We start from the raw sequence: 17,474 nt of genomic DNA, 5'->3' as shown, positions 1-17,474 counted from the left end.
TTAGAACCTCCCACCGGGAAATCATAGGCGTCCCGAAGGCCCGTCGATGTCACAACGGCGGGTCGGGTCCAACCTCTCGGTTGCCCTCATCACTTATGGTGCTTAGAACCCCGGTTTGGCAGCCCTCAGCGATAGGGCAACGCCGGGGGAGGGGGTGGGCGCGGGCTCAGGTTCCCCGGTCACGGACTGGTAGTGGGCGACGAGTTCGGCCCCGAGCGCGCACCACGTCCTGCCCTGGACCGAGGCCTTGGCTGCCGCCGCGAAGGCGCGCCGCTTGGCGTCGTCGCCCATCAGATCGACCACGCGGGCCCGTAGTGCGGCAAGGTCGCCAGGCTCATACAGCCAGCCGGTCCGCGAATTCTCCACGAGGTCCAAGGGCCCGCCCCGGCCCGTGGCCACCACTGGCACGCCCGACGCCATGGCCTCCTGGATGGTCTGGCAAAAGGTCTCGAATTCGCCAGGGTGCACGAAGATATCGAAGGACGCCACGGCCCGGGCGAGGTCGGCGCCGCCGAGGAATCCGGTGAAAACTGCCCCCGGCAGGGCAGCTTCCAGGGCTTTTCGCTGGGGCCCGTCGCCGACGATCACCAGCCGCGTCCCGGGAATATCGGCCAGCACCGCCAGATCCTCCACCTGCTTCTCGGCCGCCAGCCGGCCCACATAACCGATCAGCCGCTCCCCGCCAGGAGCCACGGAAGCCCGCCAGCCGGCGTCGCGCTTCTCCGGGTTGAACCGCTGGGTGTCCACCCCGCGCCGCCACATGTCCACGCGCGGAATCCCGCGGCCGCGGAGCTGGTTGAGCGCGAAGGTTGAGGGAACCAGGGTGCGGGAGGCCAGCAGATGGATCTGTTCCACCCTGTTCCAGGCCCAGTTCTCCAAGAAGGGGACGCCGTAGCGCGCGGCGTAACCGGGGACCTCGGTCTGGTAGATGGCAACGGTGGGGATGCCGAGCTGGTGGGCTGCCTGCGCCGCCCGCCAGCCGAGCACGAAAGGGGATGCGAGGTGGACGACGTCGGGCGCGTAATCGGCAAGGATTCGCTTGACCCGATACACACCGCCCAACGCCACCCGTACATTCGCGTAGCCGGCCAGCGGGACCGAGGGGAGCCGGTGAATGTTCGCGCCTGAGACCTCGTCCGGGACGTCGGTGTCCTGGGTTGAGGGCGCAATCACGATCACCTCATCCCCGCGCTCCTGCAGGTGCTCCAGCACGCGCAGGATGGAGTGGGTGACCCCGTTCATGAGCGGAAGGAATGATTCGGCGACGATTGCGATCCTCACTCCTCCACGGTGCGGGCGGCGGCTTGCGGCGCGGGGGAGCGGACGTGGCCGGGAGGGGAAGAGTGAGTTAACAGGTGGGCGCGGTCAGCACCGAACCGGAGTCAGGATGGATGAGCGGCGGGGCGAAACGCGCGGCCTACAGCGGATCGGGCCAGTTCCCGACCGGGCCGAGATTTTTCGGTGGCTTTGCAGCCGGACCGCTACGCGCGCGCATATTGCCTTCCAACTGAAATCCCTTCAGAGGCTACGGGACTTCAGAATACGCCCGTCCCTTCCTAGCGTCCAGAGGCAGCTACCCCTCCTTCAGTACGTCCGGTAGTTCGTCCACAAAGACGGTTTGGGGCGGTTCATAATAAATGACCAGGACCTGTTCCCCCACGGCGAAGACACTGCTCTTGTCGAACGGGTGGGCGTGGAACGCACTGGTTCCGCCGCGGACGGGCAGCATGACCTCGCCGATTGTGCCCGGACCGATCCGTCCGGTGACGCGGCCAATCTTGCCGGTCAGGCTCCGGTCAACATCCCTGTGCATCAAAGTCCCTATGCATGAAACCCCCAGTCCATCGGTATCCCCGGGCTTTCCGGACGCATGGCCGTCCTACGCCTCCGGTGCCTTCGCATCCCGTTTGCCGGCGCGGCCGTCCTTCAGCGCCGTAGAGAGCGCCGGAAGGTAGTCGCCCACCTGTGCCAAAATCCCGCCTATCATCTGGTTGACGCCTTCCCCGCCGTTCAGGACGGTCATCTGACCCACATGCCCGAACGGCTCGGCCGCCGCCGCCACGATAGCCGGCATGTTCTCGGCGAGCTGCTGGGAAATGACGGCGTCCTGGTTGGTTGCGAGCGCTTCGGCACGGGCCGCGATGCCTTCCGCCTCGGCCAGCGCTTTGGCCTTGATGGCGGAGGCGGCAGCATCGCCGCGGGCCTTGGTGGCGGCAGCCTCTGCTTCGCCGGTGAGCCGGGTGGCCCCCGCGGCCGCCGCGGCCGCCGTCGCGTTGGCCTGGGCCTGCACCTCGGTCCGCCGCGCGTTGGCCTGGGCCTCGAGTTCGGTGCGCCGGGCCAACGCCTCTGCGGCGCTGATGTCCGCGGACTTCTGGCCCTCGGCATCGGTGCGCTTGGCATAGGCCCGGGCGTCGGCGGGCTTGCGGACGGTGGTCTGGAGCTTCTGTTCCTCGCGGTCGGCCTCTAGCTTGGCCACTTCGGTTTCTTGGACCACCACCTGCTGACGGGCTGACGCTTCGGCCAGCGGCCCCGCCTGGGCCGCGTTCGCCTTGGCCCGTTCCGCATTGGCCTGCGCCACCGACTGCCGGATCGCGGACACGCTCCGGGCGTCGGCGATCAGGGCCTCGGCCTCGGCTTCCTTTTCGGCCGCCTCCCGGTTGCGGGTGGCTTCGGCGATTCGGGCCTCCATCTTGACCATGGCAATGTGCGGCTTGGCGATGTTCTGGATGTAGCCCGTGGGGTCCTGGAGGTCCTTGATCTGCAGCGAGTCGACCACCAGTCCCAGCTTCTCCATCTCGACGCCGCTGGCGCTGCGGACCTGGGAGGCCAGCTTGTCGCGCTCGCGGATGATTTCCTCGACCGTCATGCTGCCAATGATCGAACGAAGGTGGCCCTCGAAGACGTTGTACACCTGGCTTTCCATCTTGGGCTGCTGGCCCAGGAACCGCCGCGCTGCGTTGGCAATGAAGGGCGGGGCGTCCCCGATCTTGTAGATGACCACGCCCTCGACGATCACCTGGATGCCCTGGGAGGTCACGCAGGAGACCTTGAGCTCGGTTTCGTTTAGCGTCAGGGACAGCGGCCGTACGGTCTGGAGGCCGGGCAGCACCAGCGCTCCTTTGCCAGTGACGATCTTGAAGTCCATTCCCTCCCGGGTCTCCAGCGTGCCTCGGGTCAGCCCGGAGATGATCAAGGCCTCGTTCGGTTCAGCCACCTTCCACATCAGCTTCGTTGCCACCCAGATGACGCCGACGACGGCGGCGGCCCCCAGGATGATCGAGATGAGCGGGTAGAAAGCTGACAAGTCCGGCATTAACCAGTCCTTTCACGGCGGTGGAAAAGGTATTAAGCAAAGCCCCAAACGATGCTGCTGGCGGTACCCGGCCGGTCTGGCGGCGGGAATTGGAACACCACCAGGCAACCGTTGTACACAGTCTGGGGTCCTACATGCTTGGAAGTCCAGCAATTAGCCGATGCCGGGACCGCGCCGGTGCCCAAGGCCCCTAGCGGTTCGGCCCCCGTCGATGTGTACGGACTTTTAGGTGACCGCCGGGGCCCGGGAGGCCGGCGCACCAAACTCTCGAGACACGACAACACCCCCTCCCTGCCGGCGCCGGGAGGCCGCCGGTGCTGCGGAGCGGGGGTGTTGTCAGTGCTGTGAAAATCAGACGTTCGCGGAATCCTCCGCGGGGGGCGGCCGGTCTAAGCGGCCGGAGCTTGGGCGGGGGTTTCGGCGTCCGCGGCCTTTTCCGCAGCCTCCGTTTCGGCCTCGGCGGCGGCCTCCGCAGCTTCGGCGGCTGCTTCTTCCGCCGCCTTCGCGGCAGCAGCTGCCTTTGCGGCTGCTACCTTCGCGGCCTGGGCTTCGCGCTTCTGGGCCTGGGTGGCCGTCTTGGCGACCTTCTTGGCTTCCTGGGCGGCGCGCTTCTGCGCGGCTTCGGCTACGGCAGCGGCCTTCTTCGCCTCGGCGGCCGCCTTCTGGGCGGCAACCTTGGCCTTCACCGCGGCAAGCTTCGCGGCGGCCGCCTGCTTCTTCAGCTCCGCCTTCGCCTTCGCCTCGGCGGCCTTGGCGGACACCTTCGCGGAGACCGAGTGTGCGGCCTTGGCCGGGGCCGCGTTGGCGACGCCGGCGCCGGCTCCGGTGAGGACGGCGGCGGTCAGGACGACAGCGCCCAGCTTCTTTGCAATCGACATGCGTAGTGCTCCAGTTTGTGTGTGGCCCGGGCAGTGCGGGCGGCGGTCCGGCGTGCCGGCTGCCGTTAGCCTAAGGCGGGGGCGCGGGGCCGCCCAACCGGAACCGCTGATACTGGGCAGAAGCTTGGCTAATGCTGAGGGATTTACTCATCCAGCCGGCCCTTTGACTGCTGCGCTCGTCTTATTTCTGTTCCAGGATCCGCCGAGCGTCCTGCTGGGCCTGAAGCTCATCCTGCGTGACCTGCTGTCCGGCCAGGAATCCTGCGGCGGCCATGATCCGGCGCAGCTCGGCGACGCTGCGCGGCGTCCCTACCGCGTGGTGCGCCATGGCGTGGCAGTTGGCGCACAGCGGCACCAGGTCCGTGACGGGATCGAGCTCGTAGTTGCTGTCCCGCTGTGACACCGGGACCAGATGATGGACCGCGATGAAGTCCCTGCCGAGGTCCCCGTAGGCAATTTCAAACGAGAACCCGCACACGGCACAGCTGGTCCCGTGATGGGCGATGCAGATCCGCCGCGCGTCCGGACTGTGCTCGTAGCGGTTCACCTCCACCCGGCTGACCTCTGCCGCCGGGACGGTGCCGGGAACAGGCTGGGTGGAGTCGGCCGGCTGCGGGCCGAATTCGCTCCAGAGCCCGCGCAGGAGCGCTTCGTCGGCCGGGTCGATTGCCAGCCCGGAGCCGCGCAGAGCCTCCCAGCCGATGCCGGGCACGGCCTCCGCCAGGACGGCGGGCGGGATCTGATCCCCGGTCCGCAGGAGGGCATCGAACTCGACGCGGACGTAGAGCGGGGAATCCGGCGGGACCGGGCTCCCGGCGTCCTGGGCCGCCGTCGTTTGTGGGCTTGGTACGGGCCACCGGGGCGCCGGTCGATCCGAGACGATCACGCCATGGCCGATCAGTCCGCGCCCGTGGCGGCCCTGGAGCACGAGCCAGGCCTCCGCCCCGGAGGCAATCTCCGTGTGGCTGCCCACGTTCCAGCTGGCCAGGAACCGGCCCGTTTCGGCGATCTCTTCCACCACGGCCGGGTAGGTCCAACTGTTCCATTCATCGGGATTCCAGACGAGGATGATCGCTGCCATATGCCCATTGTCCCCTTCGGGGGTCCCAGCTTTGAAGGTGCGGCGGGGTCCGTGGGGCCATCAGTGAGGAGGGTGTTGTGCATAGAATGCAGAAATGTTGCTAAGGCCCACGTCAGATGCCGATCTGGACATATTCCTGAGCTGGATTCCCGACGAGGAAGCCATGGTGCTGTGGACCGGACCTACGTTCTCCTGGCCGCTAAACCGAGTCCAGCTGGAGAGGTACCTGGTCAATGCGAAGCGCCAGTACTGGACTGGGATCGATGAAACCACCGGAGCGATTGTCGGGCACGGCACCCTGCTGCTTGACGATGAAGGGCGGACGTGTCGCCTGGGCTCCGTCATCGTCGATCCCGGCCGCCGGGGCGAAGGATTGGGGCGGAAGCTGATGGAACTGTTGAAGGCCACGGCCTACGGGACCACGACCGTAACCGAACTGACTCTGGGCGTGATTGCCCACAACAGCGCAGCCCGAAGCCTCTACGAGTCACTCGGCTTCCGGGGGTCCGAGGTGGTCAGGCGTACCCCGATGGGTGACCAGGAGTGGGAAGTGATCTCAATGAGGCAAAGCCGGCAACATCAAAACTAACTCCGCTCGATAAACAGGTCTTCAGCCGCCCCAGGCCGCGCCTGCGTTGCGGGCGGTGCCGGCCCCCGATTTCCCGGGCCAGGAGGCGGGAACGGCGGTAAAATTGGAGCTAGAGGTGTTCGGGAAATGCTTGGATTCATCGACCCCATCGTCGTCTTCCTGCTCTTCTTCGCCGCAGTCTCACTGCTGGCGATCGCCGGCACGTTTGTCCTCATCTGGCGGGACGGGCACGGGCGGATCCCGCTCGAGCCCGCGGAACGGCCCTGGACGGCCGGCAACCTCCCAAGCCTGCCGTACTCCCAAGTGCGCCTCTAGCCTTGCGCTCTTTCAGCCCGCACGGTCTGCAGCCTGCACCAGCTGTGTCGACCCGGCAGGGCAGGTGGCATTCAGGGTGTTCTCCGCAATGGCTTGCATCGCCAGCAGGATGCGCGTGGTCTGGACCTCCAGCGGTTCCGGCGGGTAAGCCACGGCGATCGTGAGCTGCCGGCTGCCGTCCGCGCTGGACATCGAGATGGTCCCATAGCCGGGCACCTCGCCGGGATGGCCGTAGTAGAAGTCGTTGGTGCAGAGGTCGTTCCAGCGGACGACGCCGAGCGCGTACCTGGCGTAGAGCGGGCTTTCCATCTGGGTGATCGTGTCAGGCTTGAGCAGCCGGTTCTGCAGTAAGCCACGGTAGAAAGCATTCACGTCCGCCACTGAGGACACCATGCCGACGGCAGCGTTGTCGATTTGGGCCGCCGGGTAACTGACGTCGAGCCGTTTGCTGTCCAAGGTGATGTACCCGTGGACCATATCCGACGGCGGAGGTCCGGCTGCCGTCATTAAGGTCCTGCTCAATCCGAGCGGCTCAATGATGTCGGTGCGGATCACCTCGCCGATCGGCCGGCCGCGCAGGCGTTCGACTATCAGGGCCAGTGCAATGTAGTTCGAGTTGGAGTACGCAAAGCCCTGGGCCAGCTTCGCCTGCCAGGATATCCGGCCCGCCATGGCCAGCAGCTCCGCAAGGCTCACCTTGGTGGTCAGGGCCTGCCGCACGGTGGCGGGATCGAACAACGGCCCGTTCACCGAGGGCATGCCGGAGCGGTGCTGCAGCAGCTGGCGGACCGTGACAGGTCCGGGCGGGTGCATGACCCGGTCGAACTCCGGCAGGTATGTGCTGACCGGCGCCTCCAGTTGGAGCCGGCCTTCCTCCACGAGTTTGAGCACCGACACCGCCACCATCGACTTGGTGATGCCCCCGATATGGACCGGGTCCGTGATGCCGGCGCCGGAACGGCTTTCCAAGTTGCGCACCCCCTTCGCTGAGGACCATTCGTCTCCGCCGACCCGGACCTGGATGAGCACCGCAGGGGCGCCGTCGTCGAGCATTCGCCTGCTGAACTCTTCCAGCTGGGCCCGGTAACCGGGCTCGGACGACGGCGGTTGGGCTGGCGGTTGCGGCCCGGGACTGCATCCGCCCAAGGCCGCAGTGAGCGCGACGGCGGCTATTGCTGCCGTGAGCCGGAGGGTTGAGGCGCGGTTCCAGGCCACCGACATGGCGGTTCCTTCTTGCAGCTCGGGTAAGCAGTCGGGGAGCAGGATGCTCCCGGCCAACCCCTCCTTCTGGCCGCGCACAGTCCTGACCCTTGAGATAGTCCTCAGCTGGCCACCCGCCGTCAAGGGCCAAAGGAGTGTGATCAGACGGCAACGGCGGCCGGCGCTCCCACTACTATGGGGTGGTCGCGGTGCAGGTTCCCCAGGGCCGAGGCGCCCTGCGGCGAACCCAGCTCCTCGAAGAACTCCACATTGGCGCGCACGTAGTCAGTCCACTCGTCCGGGACGTCGTCCGAGTAGTAGATGGCCTCGACCGGGCAGACGGGATCGCAGGCGCCGCAGTCCACGCACTCGGCCGGGTGGATGTAGAGCGAACGTTCCCCCTCATAGATGCAGTCCACCGGGCACTCGTCGATGCACGCCTTGTCCTTGACATCCACGCAGGGCTGCGCGATTACGTAGGTCACGGTAGGTTACACACCCGTGTAGACGGTCTTGCCCCACGTGAAGAAGTCCAGGGCCGACTTCCCCTGCTCGCGGAACGTGTTGGTGGAGGAGTCCTTGACGCCGCCGAACGGGACATTCAGGTCCAGTCCGGCCGTGGGCCGGTTGACCTTGATCACGCCGGCCTGGGCGCGGGCGGCGAAGTCCGTCGCCAACGCCAGGGAATCGGTGCAGATTCCGGCGGTGAGGCCGTAGCGGGAATCGTTGATCGCGGCCAGTCCTGCCTCGTAGTCCGGGACCTCAAGGACGGCGACGACAGGGCCGAAGATCTCTTCTGTCACTGCGGCGTCGTCGAAAGGCAGGTCGGTGAGGACGGCGGCCGGGAAGCGGAAGCCGGCGTCCGTGCCGCCGTCGTACTCGCCGTGCAGCAGCGTGGCGCCGCGATCGACGGCGGTGCGCACCGCCGCCTGGTTTTGTTCGAACTGCTGGCGGCTCACGACGGCGCCCATCGGCGTCCCTGCGTCCAGGCCGTCGCCGGGCTTGTACGCGGCGGCTTCCTCGACGAGTGCCGCCAGGAAATCCTCGCGGATGCCCGGGGTGACGTAGACGCGGGATGTTGCGGTGCAGGCCTGGCCGGTGAGGCCGAACGCGCCACCGGCAACCACCTTGGCGGCCTTGCGGGGATCGGCGTCGTCTAGGACCAGCACCCCGTTTTTGCCGCCCATTTCCAGCTGCACCCGGGCGCGGCGGGCGTTCAGGATCTCCTGCAGCCCCAGGCCCACCTTGGTGGAACCGGTGAAGGAAAGCCCGGCGATGCGGGGGTCGCGGGCCAGGGCGTCGCCCACCACGCGGCCCTTGCCGTGGACCACGTTCAACACCCCGGCCGGCAGGCCGGCATCCTGCAGGGCGCGGGCCAGGTGGGTGGCGGAGAGCGGGGTGAGCTCGGCCGGCTTGATGACCACGGTGTTGCCGCTGATCAGGGCCGGGGCGGTCTTCCAAGCCGGGATGGCGAGGGGGAAGTTCCACGGCGTGATGAGCCCGACGACGCCGAGCGGCTCGCGCCGGGTGGTGATGGTGGTGTCCGGCAGTCCGCTGGGCAGCACTTCGCCGGTGGCGGCCCAGCCGAGCGAGCCGAAGAAGCGCAGTACGTCGGAGGCGCGTTTGACCTCGCCGTTGGCCTCGGCCAGGGTCTTGCCTTCCTCGCGGACCAGGTCCCCGGCGATGGTGGCCTGGCGTTCGAGCAGGAGGTCGCCGGCGGCCAGAAGGATGGCGCCGCGGGCGGGGCCGGGCATTGCGGCCCAGGCCGGCTGGGCGGCGGTGGCGGCGGTGATGGCGGCGTCGGCGTCCTCGGCCGTGCCGCTGGGGGAGAGGGCAGCGACTTCGCCGGGGCGGGCGGGGTTCAGGCGTTCAGTGTCGGCCTCGCCGAGCCATTCGCCGTTGATGAGGTGCCGGGCGGTGATGAGGTCCCGCTCCGCGGAGTTGGTGGCGGGGTCTGTGATGGTGGACGTCATGGTGTTCCTTCGGAGGAGTCGGCAGAGGGAAGAGGTGTGCGGGAGGGGGACTCTGGCGGTTACAGCCCGCGGATCAGGCCGCCGTCGCAGCGCAGGGCCACGCCGGTGATGTACGACGCCGGGGCGCTGCAGAGGAACGCCGCGGCGGCGCCGAATTCCTCGGGTTCGCCGTAACGGCGGGCCGGGATGGTTTTGCGGGATTCGAGCTGGATTTCCTCCGGGGTGGTGCCGCGGCGCTTGGCGGCGGCCTGGTCCAGTTCGGCCACGCGGTCTGTGGCGATGCGCCCGGGCAGGAGCATGTTGACCGTGACGGCGTCCAGGGCGACCTCCGCGGCGAGGGTCTTGAGGTACCCGGCCAGCGCGGCCCGGCCGGTGTTGGATACGGCCAGGTTGGGCAGCGGCGCCACGACGCCGCTGGAGCCCACGGCCAGGATCCGGCCCCAGCGCCGTTCCCGCATGCCCGGCAGGACGTGCGAAACCAGGGCGTGGTGCGGCTTGACCAGTTGCTCGAAGGCGGCGGCAATGTCGTCGGCGCCAAGTGCGGAGGCCGCGCCGGGCTTGGGTCCCGGGCCGTTGAGCACGAGGATGTCGATGGGGCCGAGGACGTCGACGGTGCGTTCGACGGCGGCGGCCACGCCGTCGCCGGTGCTGAGATCGGCCTCGACGGCGACGGCGCTGTACCCCTCCGCCTGCAGCCCGGCCGCGATCTCCTCGGCGCGCTCGCGGCGCCGGCCCGTGATGGCCACCCGGGCGCCTTCGGCCGCCAAGGCCTTGGCGACGGCGAGGCCCAGCCCGCCGGTCGACGCGGCCACCAGCGCGGTCTTGCCGCTGATTCCGAGATCCATCAGTACCTCCCCGCCGTCACACGGGCGGCGGCCGGATGGGGGCCAAGAGCCGCGGCCGCCTCGGCCAGGTGGGTGCGCAGCCCGGTCCTAAGAACCTCCGGGAAGGCCGCCCCGGGTGCCCGGACTCCGGCGTCGGCGATCAGGCCGCGCTGGTACAGGCATTCCTTGCGGATCGCCAGGGCAATCTTTGCCTGCTGTTCAAAGTTGATCAGCGGCAGGTACGGCACCAGCGCGTCGCGGGCGGCCTCGTAACCGTCCCGCTGCCAGGCCCGCACGCAGGCGATGAGTGCCTCCGGGTAGGAGAACCCTGTCATCGCCCCGGCGGCGCCGGCCATAAGCTCGTCCAGCAGCCCCTGGCCGCCCAGTCCGCCGAACACGGAGACGTCGAGGGCCGCAGTCAGCTGTCCGATCGCCACGGACGTGGGAGGGGCCTCGGCCTTGACCGCGGTGACAAAGCCGCAGGCCCGGACCACCGAGATGAGTGCCTCGGTGCTGATGCTGACGCCGCTGGCCAGGGGGTAGTCCTGCAGCACGACGTTCGCGCCGGTCGACTGGTGGATGGCGTTCAGGTGTGCGGTGACCACGCCGGGGTTGGCGGAGTTGGCCTGCACCATGACGGCCGCGAGCCGGTCCCCGGTGGCGGCCTGGATGGCGCGGACTTCCTCGACGGCCGTGCCGGTGTAGAGCGACGTCACTCCCGCCACGAGAGGCAGGCGGGTTTCCTCCATGACCACCTCGAGGACCAGGCCGCGCTCGGCTGGTGTCAGGGCTGCGGCCTCGCCGAACACGCCCAGGACGGTCAGTCCGGTGGCGCCGATCGACTCGTAGTACCCCGCGAGTCCGGCCAGGCTGTCTGTATCGACGTCCAGGGTGCTGCCCTGGAACGGTGTGGCGACGACGCCCCACACGCCGGGTGTCAGTGACTCCCGCATAGGTTTCTCCTTAAAGCTCTTGATGTGCTTTTTGTTTAAAGCTCGTGTTGCTTCGGGTGGCTGGTTGCCGGGCTGAGGCGGTGGCCGCCAGCGGGGCGGGACCGCTAGCGGCTGCCTCTCTAATGTCCGGGCCAGACGGGCGGGCGTTTTTCCTGGAAGGCGCGGAGGCCCTCGGCGGAGTCCGCGCTGTCCAGCGCCGCCATCAGGGCCGGGAGCCGGAGCCCGCGGGCCTCGGCGGCGGTCAGGTGCGCGGTCCGGGTGACCATCTGCTTGACTGCCCGGACGGAGGTGGGGGCGCAGGCGAGGATCTGGTCGAGCCAGCGCTGCACCGCGGCGTCGAGCTCCTCCGCCGGCACCACCTCGTTGACCAGGCCCATGGACTGCATTTCCGCGGCCTCGGCCTTCCGCCCGGTGAGGAGCATGCCCATCGCCTGGGTGTACGGGATCCGGCGCACCAGCTGGTGGATCCCGCCGTCGAGCGCCAGACGCCCGACGCGCGGTTCCGTCAGCCCGAAGCGGGCCGTGTCAGCTGCGACCACGATGTCGGCGCCGAGCACGATCTCCATGCCCCCGCCCAGCGCGTAACCGTTGACCCGTGCGATCACCGGCACGTCCAGCGTGGTGCGCAGGCTCAGCCCGCCGAAGCCGTTCGGGTCCAGGCCGGCCCAGTATTCGAGGCCGGTCTTGTCCACGGCGGCGGCGGACATGTCCGCCCCCACGCAGAACGCGCGGGTGCCGGCGCCGGTGATGACCACGGCGCGGACACCGGGATCCGCCTCCAGCTGGTCCCAGATTTCGTTGAGCCGGGCCTGGGCTCGGCCGTCGACGGCGTTGAGGACGTGCTGGCGGTCGATCACCACGGTGGCGACGTGGTTCTCGACGGTCAGTGTGACCTCGTCCACCGTGTCCGGAACTGCGGTGGTCTTCTCAGCGTCAGAAACCGCGGTCACCGGAGCACTCCCAGCTGCTGCAGGCGTTCGATGGTCTCGGCGTCGAACCCGTTTTCGAGCAGCACCTCGACGTTGTGCTCGCCCAGCCGCGGGGCCGCCCGGCGGATGGTGGGCGGGGTGGCGGAGAGCCGGATGGGCGCGTTGAGCATTTTGACGGTGCCGACGCCGGGGTGTTCGGCCTCGACGATCATGCCGTTGGCTTGCGTCTGCGCGTCGGCCAGGGTCTGTTCCAGGGTGTGCACGGGGGCGTTGAGCAGTCCCTTCTCCTCCAGCCGGCCGGTCCAGTACTCGGTGGTGTTGGTGGCGATGCGCTCGCGGAAGATGGCCTGCAGGGCGGGCTTGTGCTTGAACTGCTGTTCCAGGTTCGCGAACTCGGGGCGCTGGGTGAGGTCCTCGTCCAGGCCCAGGGCCTCGGAAATGCGCAGCAGCGGATCGGGGGTGAAGCCGCCCACCATGCAGACGGCGCCGTCGGTGGTCTCAAAGACGCCGCTGAGCGGCATGGCGCCCCAGTTGACCTCGAAGCCGCGGTTGAGCTGCATGCACGCCTCCTGCATCTGCAGGTGCAGCATGGAGTCGTACATCGTCACCTCCACCTTCTGCCCGACGCCGGAGGTGTCCCTGGTGCGCAGCGCCAGCAGGATGCCCTGCATGAGGTGCATGCCCGTGATGTAGTCGCACAGCGTGGTGGGGTAGATGGAGGGCTTCATGTCCTCCGATTCGCGCCGCCACATCACACCGGAGTACGCCTGGGCGATCGCGTCCTGGCCGCCCTTGTGCGAGTAGGGGCCCTCGGGTCCGAAGCCCGTGCCGGAGGCCCAGATGATGGCCGGGTTCTCCGCTTTGAGCTCCTCGTAGCCGAAGCCCATCCGCTCCATCACGCCGGAACGGAAGTTGCTGACCACCACGTCGGCGTCGGCCAGCAGCCGGCGGAGCACGGCCTTGCCGTCCTCGGTGCGGGTGTCCACGGAAACGCTGCGCTTGTTGCGGTTGATGGACAGGAAGATCGGGTTGTCCTGGCCGTCCTTGTCCGGGAAGGAATTGCGGGAGATGTCCCCGGCGCCCGGGCGTTCGACCTTGATGATGTCCGCGCCGTAGTCGCCGAGGAGCTGGGTGCAGGACGGGCCCATGAACACCTGGGTGAAGTCGACGACCTTGATGCCGTCGAGCGGCAGCGGGGTACCTTCACGTTCAGGTGCCGGCGCCGCCGTCGTGCCTGAAAGCAGTTCGTCGATGACGGTGCTCATGCCCCCACCACCGCATCGATGTCGAGCGTGGCGTTCGACGACGGGACGTCGCCCGGGTCGGCGCCGTGCCGGCGCATGCCCTGCTGGATGTCCAGGGCGGAGACGTCGCGGACGAGGGTGCCGTTCTGGACGGCCACTGCGGCGGCGACGCCGACGGCCTGCCCCATGGCCATGCAGGGCGGGATTTCGCGGGACATCTTCTGCGCCTCGGGGGTGGCGGAGTAGTGGCGGCCGGCGACCAGCAGCTGGTCCACTTCCTTGGGTAGCAGCGAGCGGTAGGGGTAGTAGTAGTCGCGGCCGCGGGCCACGGTGTCCGCGAAGTGCCGGCGGGAGGTGACGTCGTCCTTGGTCATGACGTACTCGCCTTCCAGCAGTCGGGTCTGCCGGACGCCCATCTGGGACGCGACGTCGAGCATGTAGCAGTTCTCGAAACCGGGCAGGTTGGCGCGGACGTAGTCCACGGCCTCGGTGATCTTGTCGCGGGCGGCGAATTCGGCGGCGGTCATGTCCGCCGGGTCCACGCCGTCGTAGCCGGTCATGTGCGGCGCGTTGCACCAGACGACTCCGTCGATGGGGGTCTTGAGCCACCACAGTTCCCAGGCGCCGCCGAGGAGGCGTTTGATCTTGCGGTTGATGGCGCGGGCTTCCTTCGGGTTGGCCTGTTCGAAGGCCTCTGCGGCGTTGGTGTCGACGTTGCCGAGGCGGAAGACGAGCGTGGTGAGGTAGCTGTCCTTGACGTGGCTGGCGCCGGCCCGGGAGGCGACGTCGATGTCGCCGGTGGTGTCGATGACGATGTCCGCCAGGAACGCCTGCGGGCCGGACTTGGTCTCGCAGATGACGCCCTTCATCACGCCGTTGTCCACGATGGGGCGGGAGAACCAGGAGTGCAGGCGCAGGTTGACGCCGGCTTCGCGGACGAGGTCGTTGGAGACGCGCTTCCAGCCGTCGGGGTCGAACGCGGCCGCGTAACAGACCGGCTTGGGGGTGGTGTGGGAGTGGAAGTCGAAGGTGCCGTAGCGGCCCCACTTGTTCCACAGTTCCTCGGAGGTCTTGCGGTCATCGGCCGGCGGAACGATCGCCAAGCCCAGCTTCTGCAGCCTCTCGACGTACTCGGAGACGATGCCGGTGACGGTGATTTCCTGGCCGTTGATCATGTCATCAAGCACCAGGACCATGCCGCCGGAGGCGAGGCCGCCGAGGGAGGAGTAGCGCTCCAGCAGGGTGACGGAGGCGCCGGAGCGGGCCGCGGTGACGGCGGCGGCCACGCCGGCGGGGCCACCGCCGACCACCAGGACGTCCGAGCGGGAGATGACCGGAGCGGTCAGGTCCTGCGTGGTGGTGGCCAGTTCGAGGGAGCTCGTGGCTGTGGGCGAGTTCATGAAGATCCTTACTTTTCCGGAGGGCCGTGGGATCGGCAGCCGGTGAGGTAGAAGACGGTGAAGTAGGAGATGCTGGCCGAGAAGAGCGCGCGGCGACGCTGACCGCTGATTCCGCCCGGCAGAGGGTATGACGCAGCACGGCCCGTCGCGGACCTGGCTGCGGAGAGGAGGTTTCCGGCGGACACCTGGGTGTCAGCGGAGATGGAGATGGAGAACGGCGACGGCGGCTAGGGCCGGCTGATCACCACGCGTGAGGTGCGTTAACCCAGATCGCTACGCATACCTCTTCGTAGCTGTTTTTGTACCAGTGAGGCGTATCCGACGAGAAGGTGATGGAATCGCCTTCTTCGAGGGTGTAGCACTCACCGTCCAGGTAGATGTCCTTCCGGCCGGAGAGGATGATGCCGAATTCCTCCCCGCTGTGCCGGAACGGGGTGGCGCTGGTGTCGTGGCCTGGCGGACTCACGATCCATTGGGCCTCCAGGGCGCCGTTGAGGTCGGGGGTGAGCAGTTCATAGACCGCCTCGCCCACGGACTTCTTGGTGACGCCCTTGAGGTTTCGCCGCTCGCCCTTGCGGACCACCGGCGACCTGGTTTCTTCCTGTCCAAGGAAGAACTTCCCTACGGGGATGTCCAGGCCGTGGGCCAGCTGTGCCAGGGTGGTGAAGGACGGATTGGCCAGGCCCCGTTCGATCTGGCTTACGATCGCGGGGCTGAGGCCGGTGACTTCCGAAAGGTTCGCCAGGGTCATTCCCTTGTCCTTGCGCATGTTGCGGATCTTGTTGCCTACGGTGGCAAGAAGGACGCTTGTGCCGTTGGGGGAGGATCCCGGGACGCTCTCGTTGGTCATGGTCCGTCTTTCTCTGGATGAGCTGACCTGCATAACTATAGTGAAAATTTTTACCGAATCAATGGTTTTCGTAAAATTCTTGACTAACGGCCACCGACTGCAGCCTGACCTGCGGCTTTGCCGGGTGCCAACGAGCGGCGGGACCGAACCTTCCCCAAAGCATTGACTCTGTGAAGATCTTCAATATAGTTATGTGAGCTGCAACACTCGGATTGACGCTACGAACAAGACTGGGCTCGACGGCCTTCTGGCGGAAGGCACGGCCGGCCCGCGAACGCGTTCGTTTCCGCAGTAAAGCTGCAGTGACATCTGCCAAGCCATCCTTAGAACCCGATTTTGGCCGGTCAGCCGGGACACGTTCCTAAGAACACGTTCCCTGTTGCCGAGCCGGATGGCCCGTTTGCATTCAAGCGCTACGAAGAGGCATGCGTAGCTATCTGGGCTAACTCACCTCCCATGGGGTGAACCGGTCCCGCCTGCGGACCAAGCCAAACGATAGTTTCGATTGCCGGTGACCCCATGAGGGGCTCCCGCCGGCGATCCGTACCCTCACGCACCCCGACGGTGCGGGGGAAGGAAAATCATGACTGACACTGTCGTCAAGACTGACCTGGAGAGCGGCCGGAAGTCCCGGCTCTCTCCGGAAATCCGCCGTGGGCTGCTCGGCCTCGGTCTGGGCAACACGCTGGAGTGGTACGACTGGATGGTCTTCGGCCTCCTGTCGGCCTTCATCGGCCCCAAGTTCTTCCCATCGCAGGACCCTGTTGCCGCGACCCTGAGCGCCCTGGCCGTCTTCGCCGTCGGCTTCGCGTTCCGCCCGCTGGGCGGAATCCTGCTCGGCACCTTCGCCGACAGGATCGGGCGGCGCCGGGTGATGCTCTGGTCCATCATGATGATGGCGGTAACCACCCTGATCATCGCAGTGTCGCCGACCTACGACCAGATCGGCCCCGCAGCCGGCGTCATCCTGCTGGTCTGCCGCATCGTCCAGGGTATCTCCACCGGAGTGGAGGCCCCGCTGTCCACCGCCCACGCCGTCGAACTCGTCCCCGAGGGGCGCGAGGGCTTCGTCGCCGGCATCATCTCCTTCTACGTCAACATCGGCATCCTGCTCGCCTCGCTGGTCAGCTACCTCTGCAGCCTGATGCTCGGCGGATCCGTCATGGCCGACTGGGGATGGCGTGTGCCGTTCGTCGTCGGCGCAGCCTTCGGCTTCGTCGTGGTCTACCTGCGCCGGACGCTTCCGGAAACCATGAAGCCCGAAGAGCTGGCGAACAACTCGGCGAAGACGGTCTGGGGCGGGGTGCGCAAGCACTGGCTCAGCGTGCTGGCCATTACCTTCGTCGTCGGCGCGGCCCAGGCCTACAACTACGCCTGGAACACCGGCCTTCCGACGGCGGCCCGCAGCGGCTTCAAGGAGGACGCGACCGCTGTCTTCGCCCTCACCACCGTCCTCGGCGTCGTGCTGGTCATCGGAAGCCTCATCATCAGCAAGGTCGCCGATGGCAAATCGATGTCCAAGTGGTTCCTGATCACCCGTGCGCTGGCCATCCCATCCGTCTTCCTGATGCTGATGTACGTCAAGCCCGGCATCGCCGGCTTCGCTGCCGTGCTCCTCGGCGGCTCGGTGGTGCTGGTCCTGAACATGACCCTGTACAACGTCGTCACCAGCTCCCTCATGCCGAAGGGTTGCCGCGGCGCCGGAACGGCCCTCGGCTACGGCCTGGGCGTGGCCCTCTTCGGCGGGACGGCCTCCTATCTCCTGGTCTGGCTCCAGTCCATGAATGCGTCCTGGATCTTCCCCGTGTACGTGGCTGTCCTCTCGGCGCTCAGCATCGTGTTCTATCTCCTCGCCAGGAAGAAGAGCGGCATCTTCATCGGCAGCTAGGAACACCGGACAGACAGGAACACAGGAAAGACAGGAA

The 17,474-nt window shown here is 67.5% G+C and carries 17 protein-coding genes; 3 read left to right on the top strand and 14 right to left on the bottom strand.

Translation table 11 applies throughout. From position 1 onward, the window contains the following. Window positions 1-102: 102 nt before the first annotated feature. The 5 genes from ACFVVK_RS08635 to ACFVVK_RS08615 all read right to left on the bottom strand — a co-directional run bounded on the left by ACFVVK_RS08635 (window position 103) and on the right by ACFVVK_RS08615 (window position 5,272). Window positions 103-1,281, bottom strand: a complete 1,179-nt coding sequence (locus tag ACFVVK_RS08635) for a glycosyltransferase family 4 protein (RefSeq protein WP_390265969.1) — start codon at window positions 1,279-1,281, stop codon at window positions 103-105. Between the two features lie 292 nt (window positions 1,282-1,573). Continuing rightward, entirely contained in the window at window positions 1,574-1,813 is a 240-nt protein-coding gene (locus ACFVVK_RS08630; protein WP_390265967.1) for a hypothetical protein, read from the bottom strand. A 66-nt stretch (window positions 1,814-1,879) separates the two neighbouring features. Beyond that, the gene (locus tag ACFVVK_RS08625) at window positions 1,880-3,313 is read right to left on the bottom strand and encodes a flotillin family protein (protein ID WP_390265965.1); all 1,434 of its coding nucleotides are present in this window, start codon (window positions 3,311-3,313) and stop codon (window positions 1,880-1,882) included. A 389-nt stretch (window positions 3,314-3,702) separates the two neighbouring features. Continuing rightward, window positions 3,703-4,191, bottom strand: coding sequence for a hypothetical protein (locus ACFVVK_RS08620; RefSeq protein WP_390265963.1), 489 nt, complete (start codon window positions 4,189-4,191; stop codon window positions 3,703-3,705). A 181-nt stretch (window positions 4,192-4,372) separates the two neighbouring features. Further along, window positions 4,373-5,272, bottom strand: a complete 900-nt coding sequence (locus ACFVVK_RS08615) for an HNH endonuclease (protein WP_390265961.1) — start codon at window positions 5,270-5,272, stop codon at window positions 4,373-4,375. Between the two features lie 94 nt (window positions 5,273-5,366). On the opposite strand from ACFVVK_RS08615, the gene ACFVVK_RS08610 reads away from it, so the two are divergent. Then, window positions 5,367-5,861 (top strand): GNAT family N-acetyltransferase, encoded by a 495-nt coding sequence (locus ACFVVK_RS08610; protein ID WP_390265959.1) that lies wholly within the window; start codon window positions 5,367-5,369, stop codon window positions 5,859-5,861. Window positions 5,862-5,987: 126 nt separating this feature from the next. Further along, window positions 5,988-6,176 carry a hypothetical protein gene (locus ACFVVK_RS08605; RefSeq protein WP_390265957.1) on the top strand — a complete coding sequence of 63 codons (189 nt, stop codon included), beginning with the start codon at window positions 5,988-5,990 and terminating at the stop codon, window positions 6,174-6,176. A 12-nt stretch (window positions 6,177-6,188) separates the two neighbouring features. On the opposite strand, the gene ACFVVK_RS08600 is transcribed toward ACFVVK_RS08605, so the two are convergent. The 9 genes from ACFVVK_RS08600 to ACFVVK_RS08560 form a co-directional block, all read right to left on the bottom strand. After that, window positions 6,189-7,397 carry a serine hydrolase domain-containing protein gene (locus ACFVVK_RS08600; protein WP_390265955.1) on the bottom strand — a complete coding sequence of 403 codons (1,209 nt, stop codon included), beginning with the start codon at window positions 7,395-7,397 and terminating at the stop codon, window positions 6,189-6,191. A gap of 140 nt (window positions 7,398-7,537) precedes the next feature. Further along, a complete protein-coding gene (fdxA, locus tag ACFVVK_RS08595) occupies window positions 7,538-7,861 on the bottom strand; it encodes a ferredoxin (RefSeq protein WP_390265953.1) in 324 nt (107 codons plus the stop codon). Between the two features lie 6 nt (window positions 7,862-7,867). After that, window positions 7,868-9,349: an aldehyde dehydrogenase family protein gene (locus tag ACFVVK_RS08590; protein ID WP_390265951.1), complete on the bottom strand. Its 1,482-nt coding sequence runs from the start codon at window positions 9,347-9,349 to the stop codon at window positions 7,868-7,870. Window positions 9,350-9,408: 59 nt separating this feature from the next. Then, window positions 9,409-10,194, bottom strand: coding sequence for an SDR family oxidoreductase (locus ACFVVK_RS08585; protein WP_390265950.1), 786 nt, complete (start codon window positions 10,192-10,194; stop codon window positions 9,409-9,411). Beyond that, a complete protein-coding gene (locus ACFVVK_RS08580; protein WP_390265948.1) occupies window positions 10,194-11,126 on the bottom strand; it encodes a dihydrodipicolinate synthase family protein in 933 nt (310 codons plus the stop codon). Before ACFVVK_RS08580 ends, ACFVVK_RS08585 begins: the two co-directional genes overlap by 1 nt. Window positions 11,127-11,245: 119 nt before the next feature. Further along, entirely contained in the window at window positions 11,246-12,076 is an 831-nt protein-coding gene (locus ACFVVK_RS08575) for an enoyl-CoA hydratase-related protein (protein ID WP_390265946.1), read from the bottom strand. Further along, the gene (locus ACFVVK_RS08570; protein ID WP_390265944.1) at window positions 12,073-13,320 is read right to left on the bottom strand and encodes a CaiB/BaiF CoA transferase family protein; all 1,248 of its coding nucleotides are present in this window, start codon (window positions 13,318-13,320) and stop codon (window positions 12,073-12,075) included. Before ACFVVK_RS08570 ends, ACFVVK_RS08575 begins: the two co-directional genes overlap by 4 nt. Further along, complete coding sequence (locus ACFVVK_RS08565) at window positions 13,317-14,699, bottom strand: FAD-dependent oxidoreductase (RefSeq protein ID WP_390265942.1); 1,383 nt, start codon at window positions 14,697-14,699, stop codon at window positions 13,317-13,319. The genes ACFVVK_RS08570 and ACFVVK_RS08565 overlap by 4 nt, the downstream gene beginning before the upstream one ends. Before the next feature lie 241 nt (window positions 14,700-14,940). Continuing rightward, a complete protein-coding gene (locus ACFVVK_RS08560; RefSeq protein WP_390265940.1) occupies window positions 14,941-15,549 on the bottom strand; it encodes a helix-turn-helix domain-containing protein in 609 nt (202 codons plus the stop codon). Window positions 15,550-16,132: 583 nt separating this feature from the next. On the opposite strand from ACFVVK_RS08560, the gene ACFVVK_RS08555 reads away from it, so the two are divergent. After that, on the top strand, window positions 16,133-17,437 hold the full coding sequence (locus ACFVVK_RS08555) for an MFS transporter (protein ID WP_390265938.1): 1,305 nt from the start codon (window positions 16,133-16,135) through the stop codon (window positions 17,435-17,437). The last annotated feature ends 37 nt before the right edge of the window (window positions 17,438-17,474 follow it).

This window comes from Arthrobacter sp. NPDC058192 (assembly GCF_042883665.1).
GTDB lineage: Bacteria > Actinomycetota > Actinomycetes > Actinomycetales > Micrococcaceae > Arthrobacter.
Note: the sequence above shows the minus strand (reverse complement) of the source record. Positions and strands in the feature narration are given on the sequence as shown.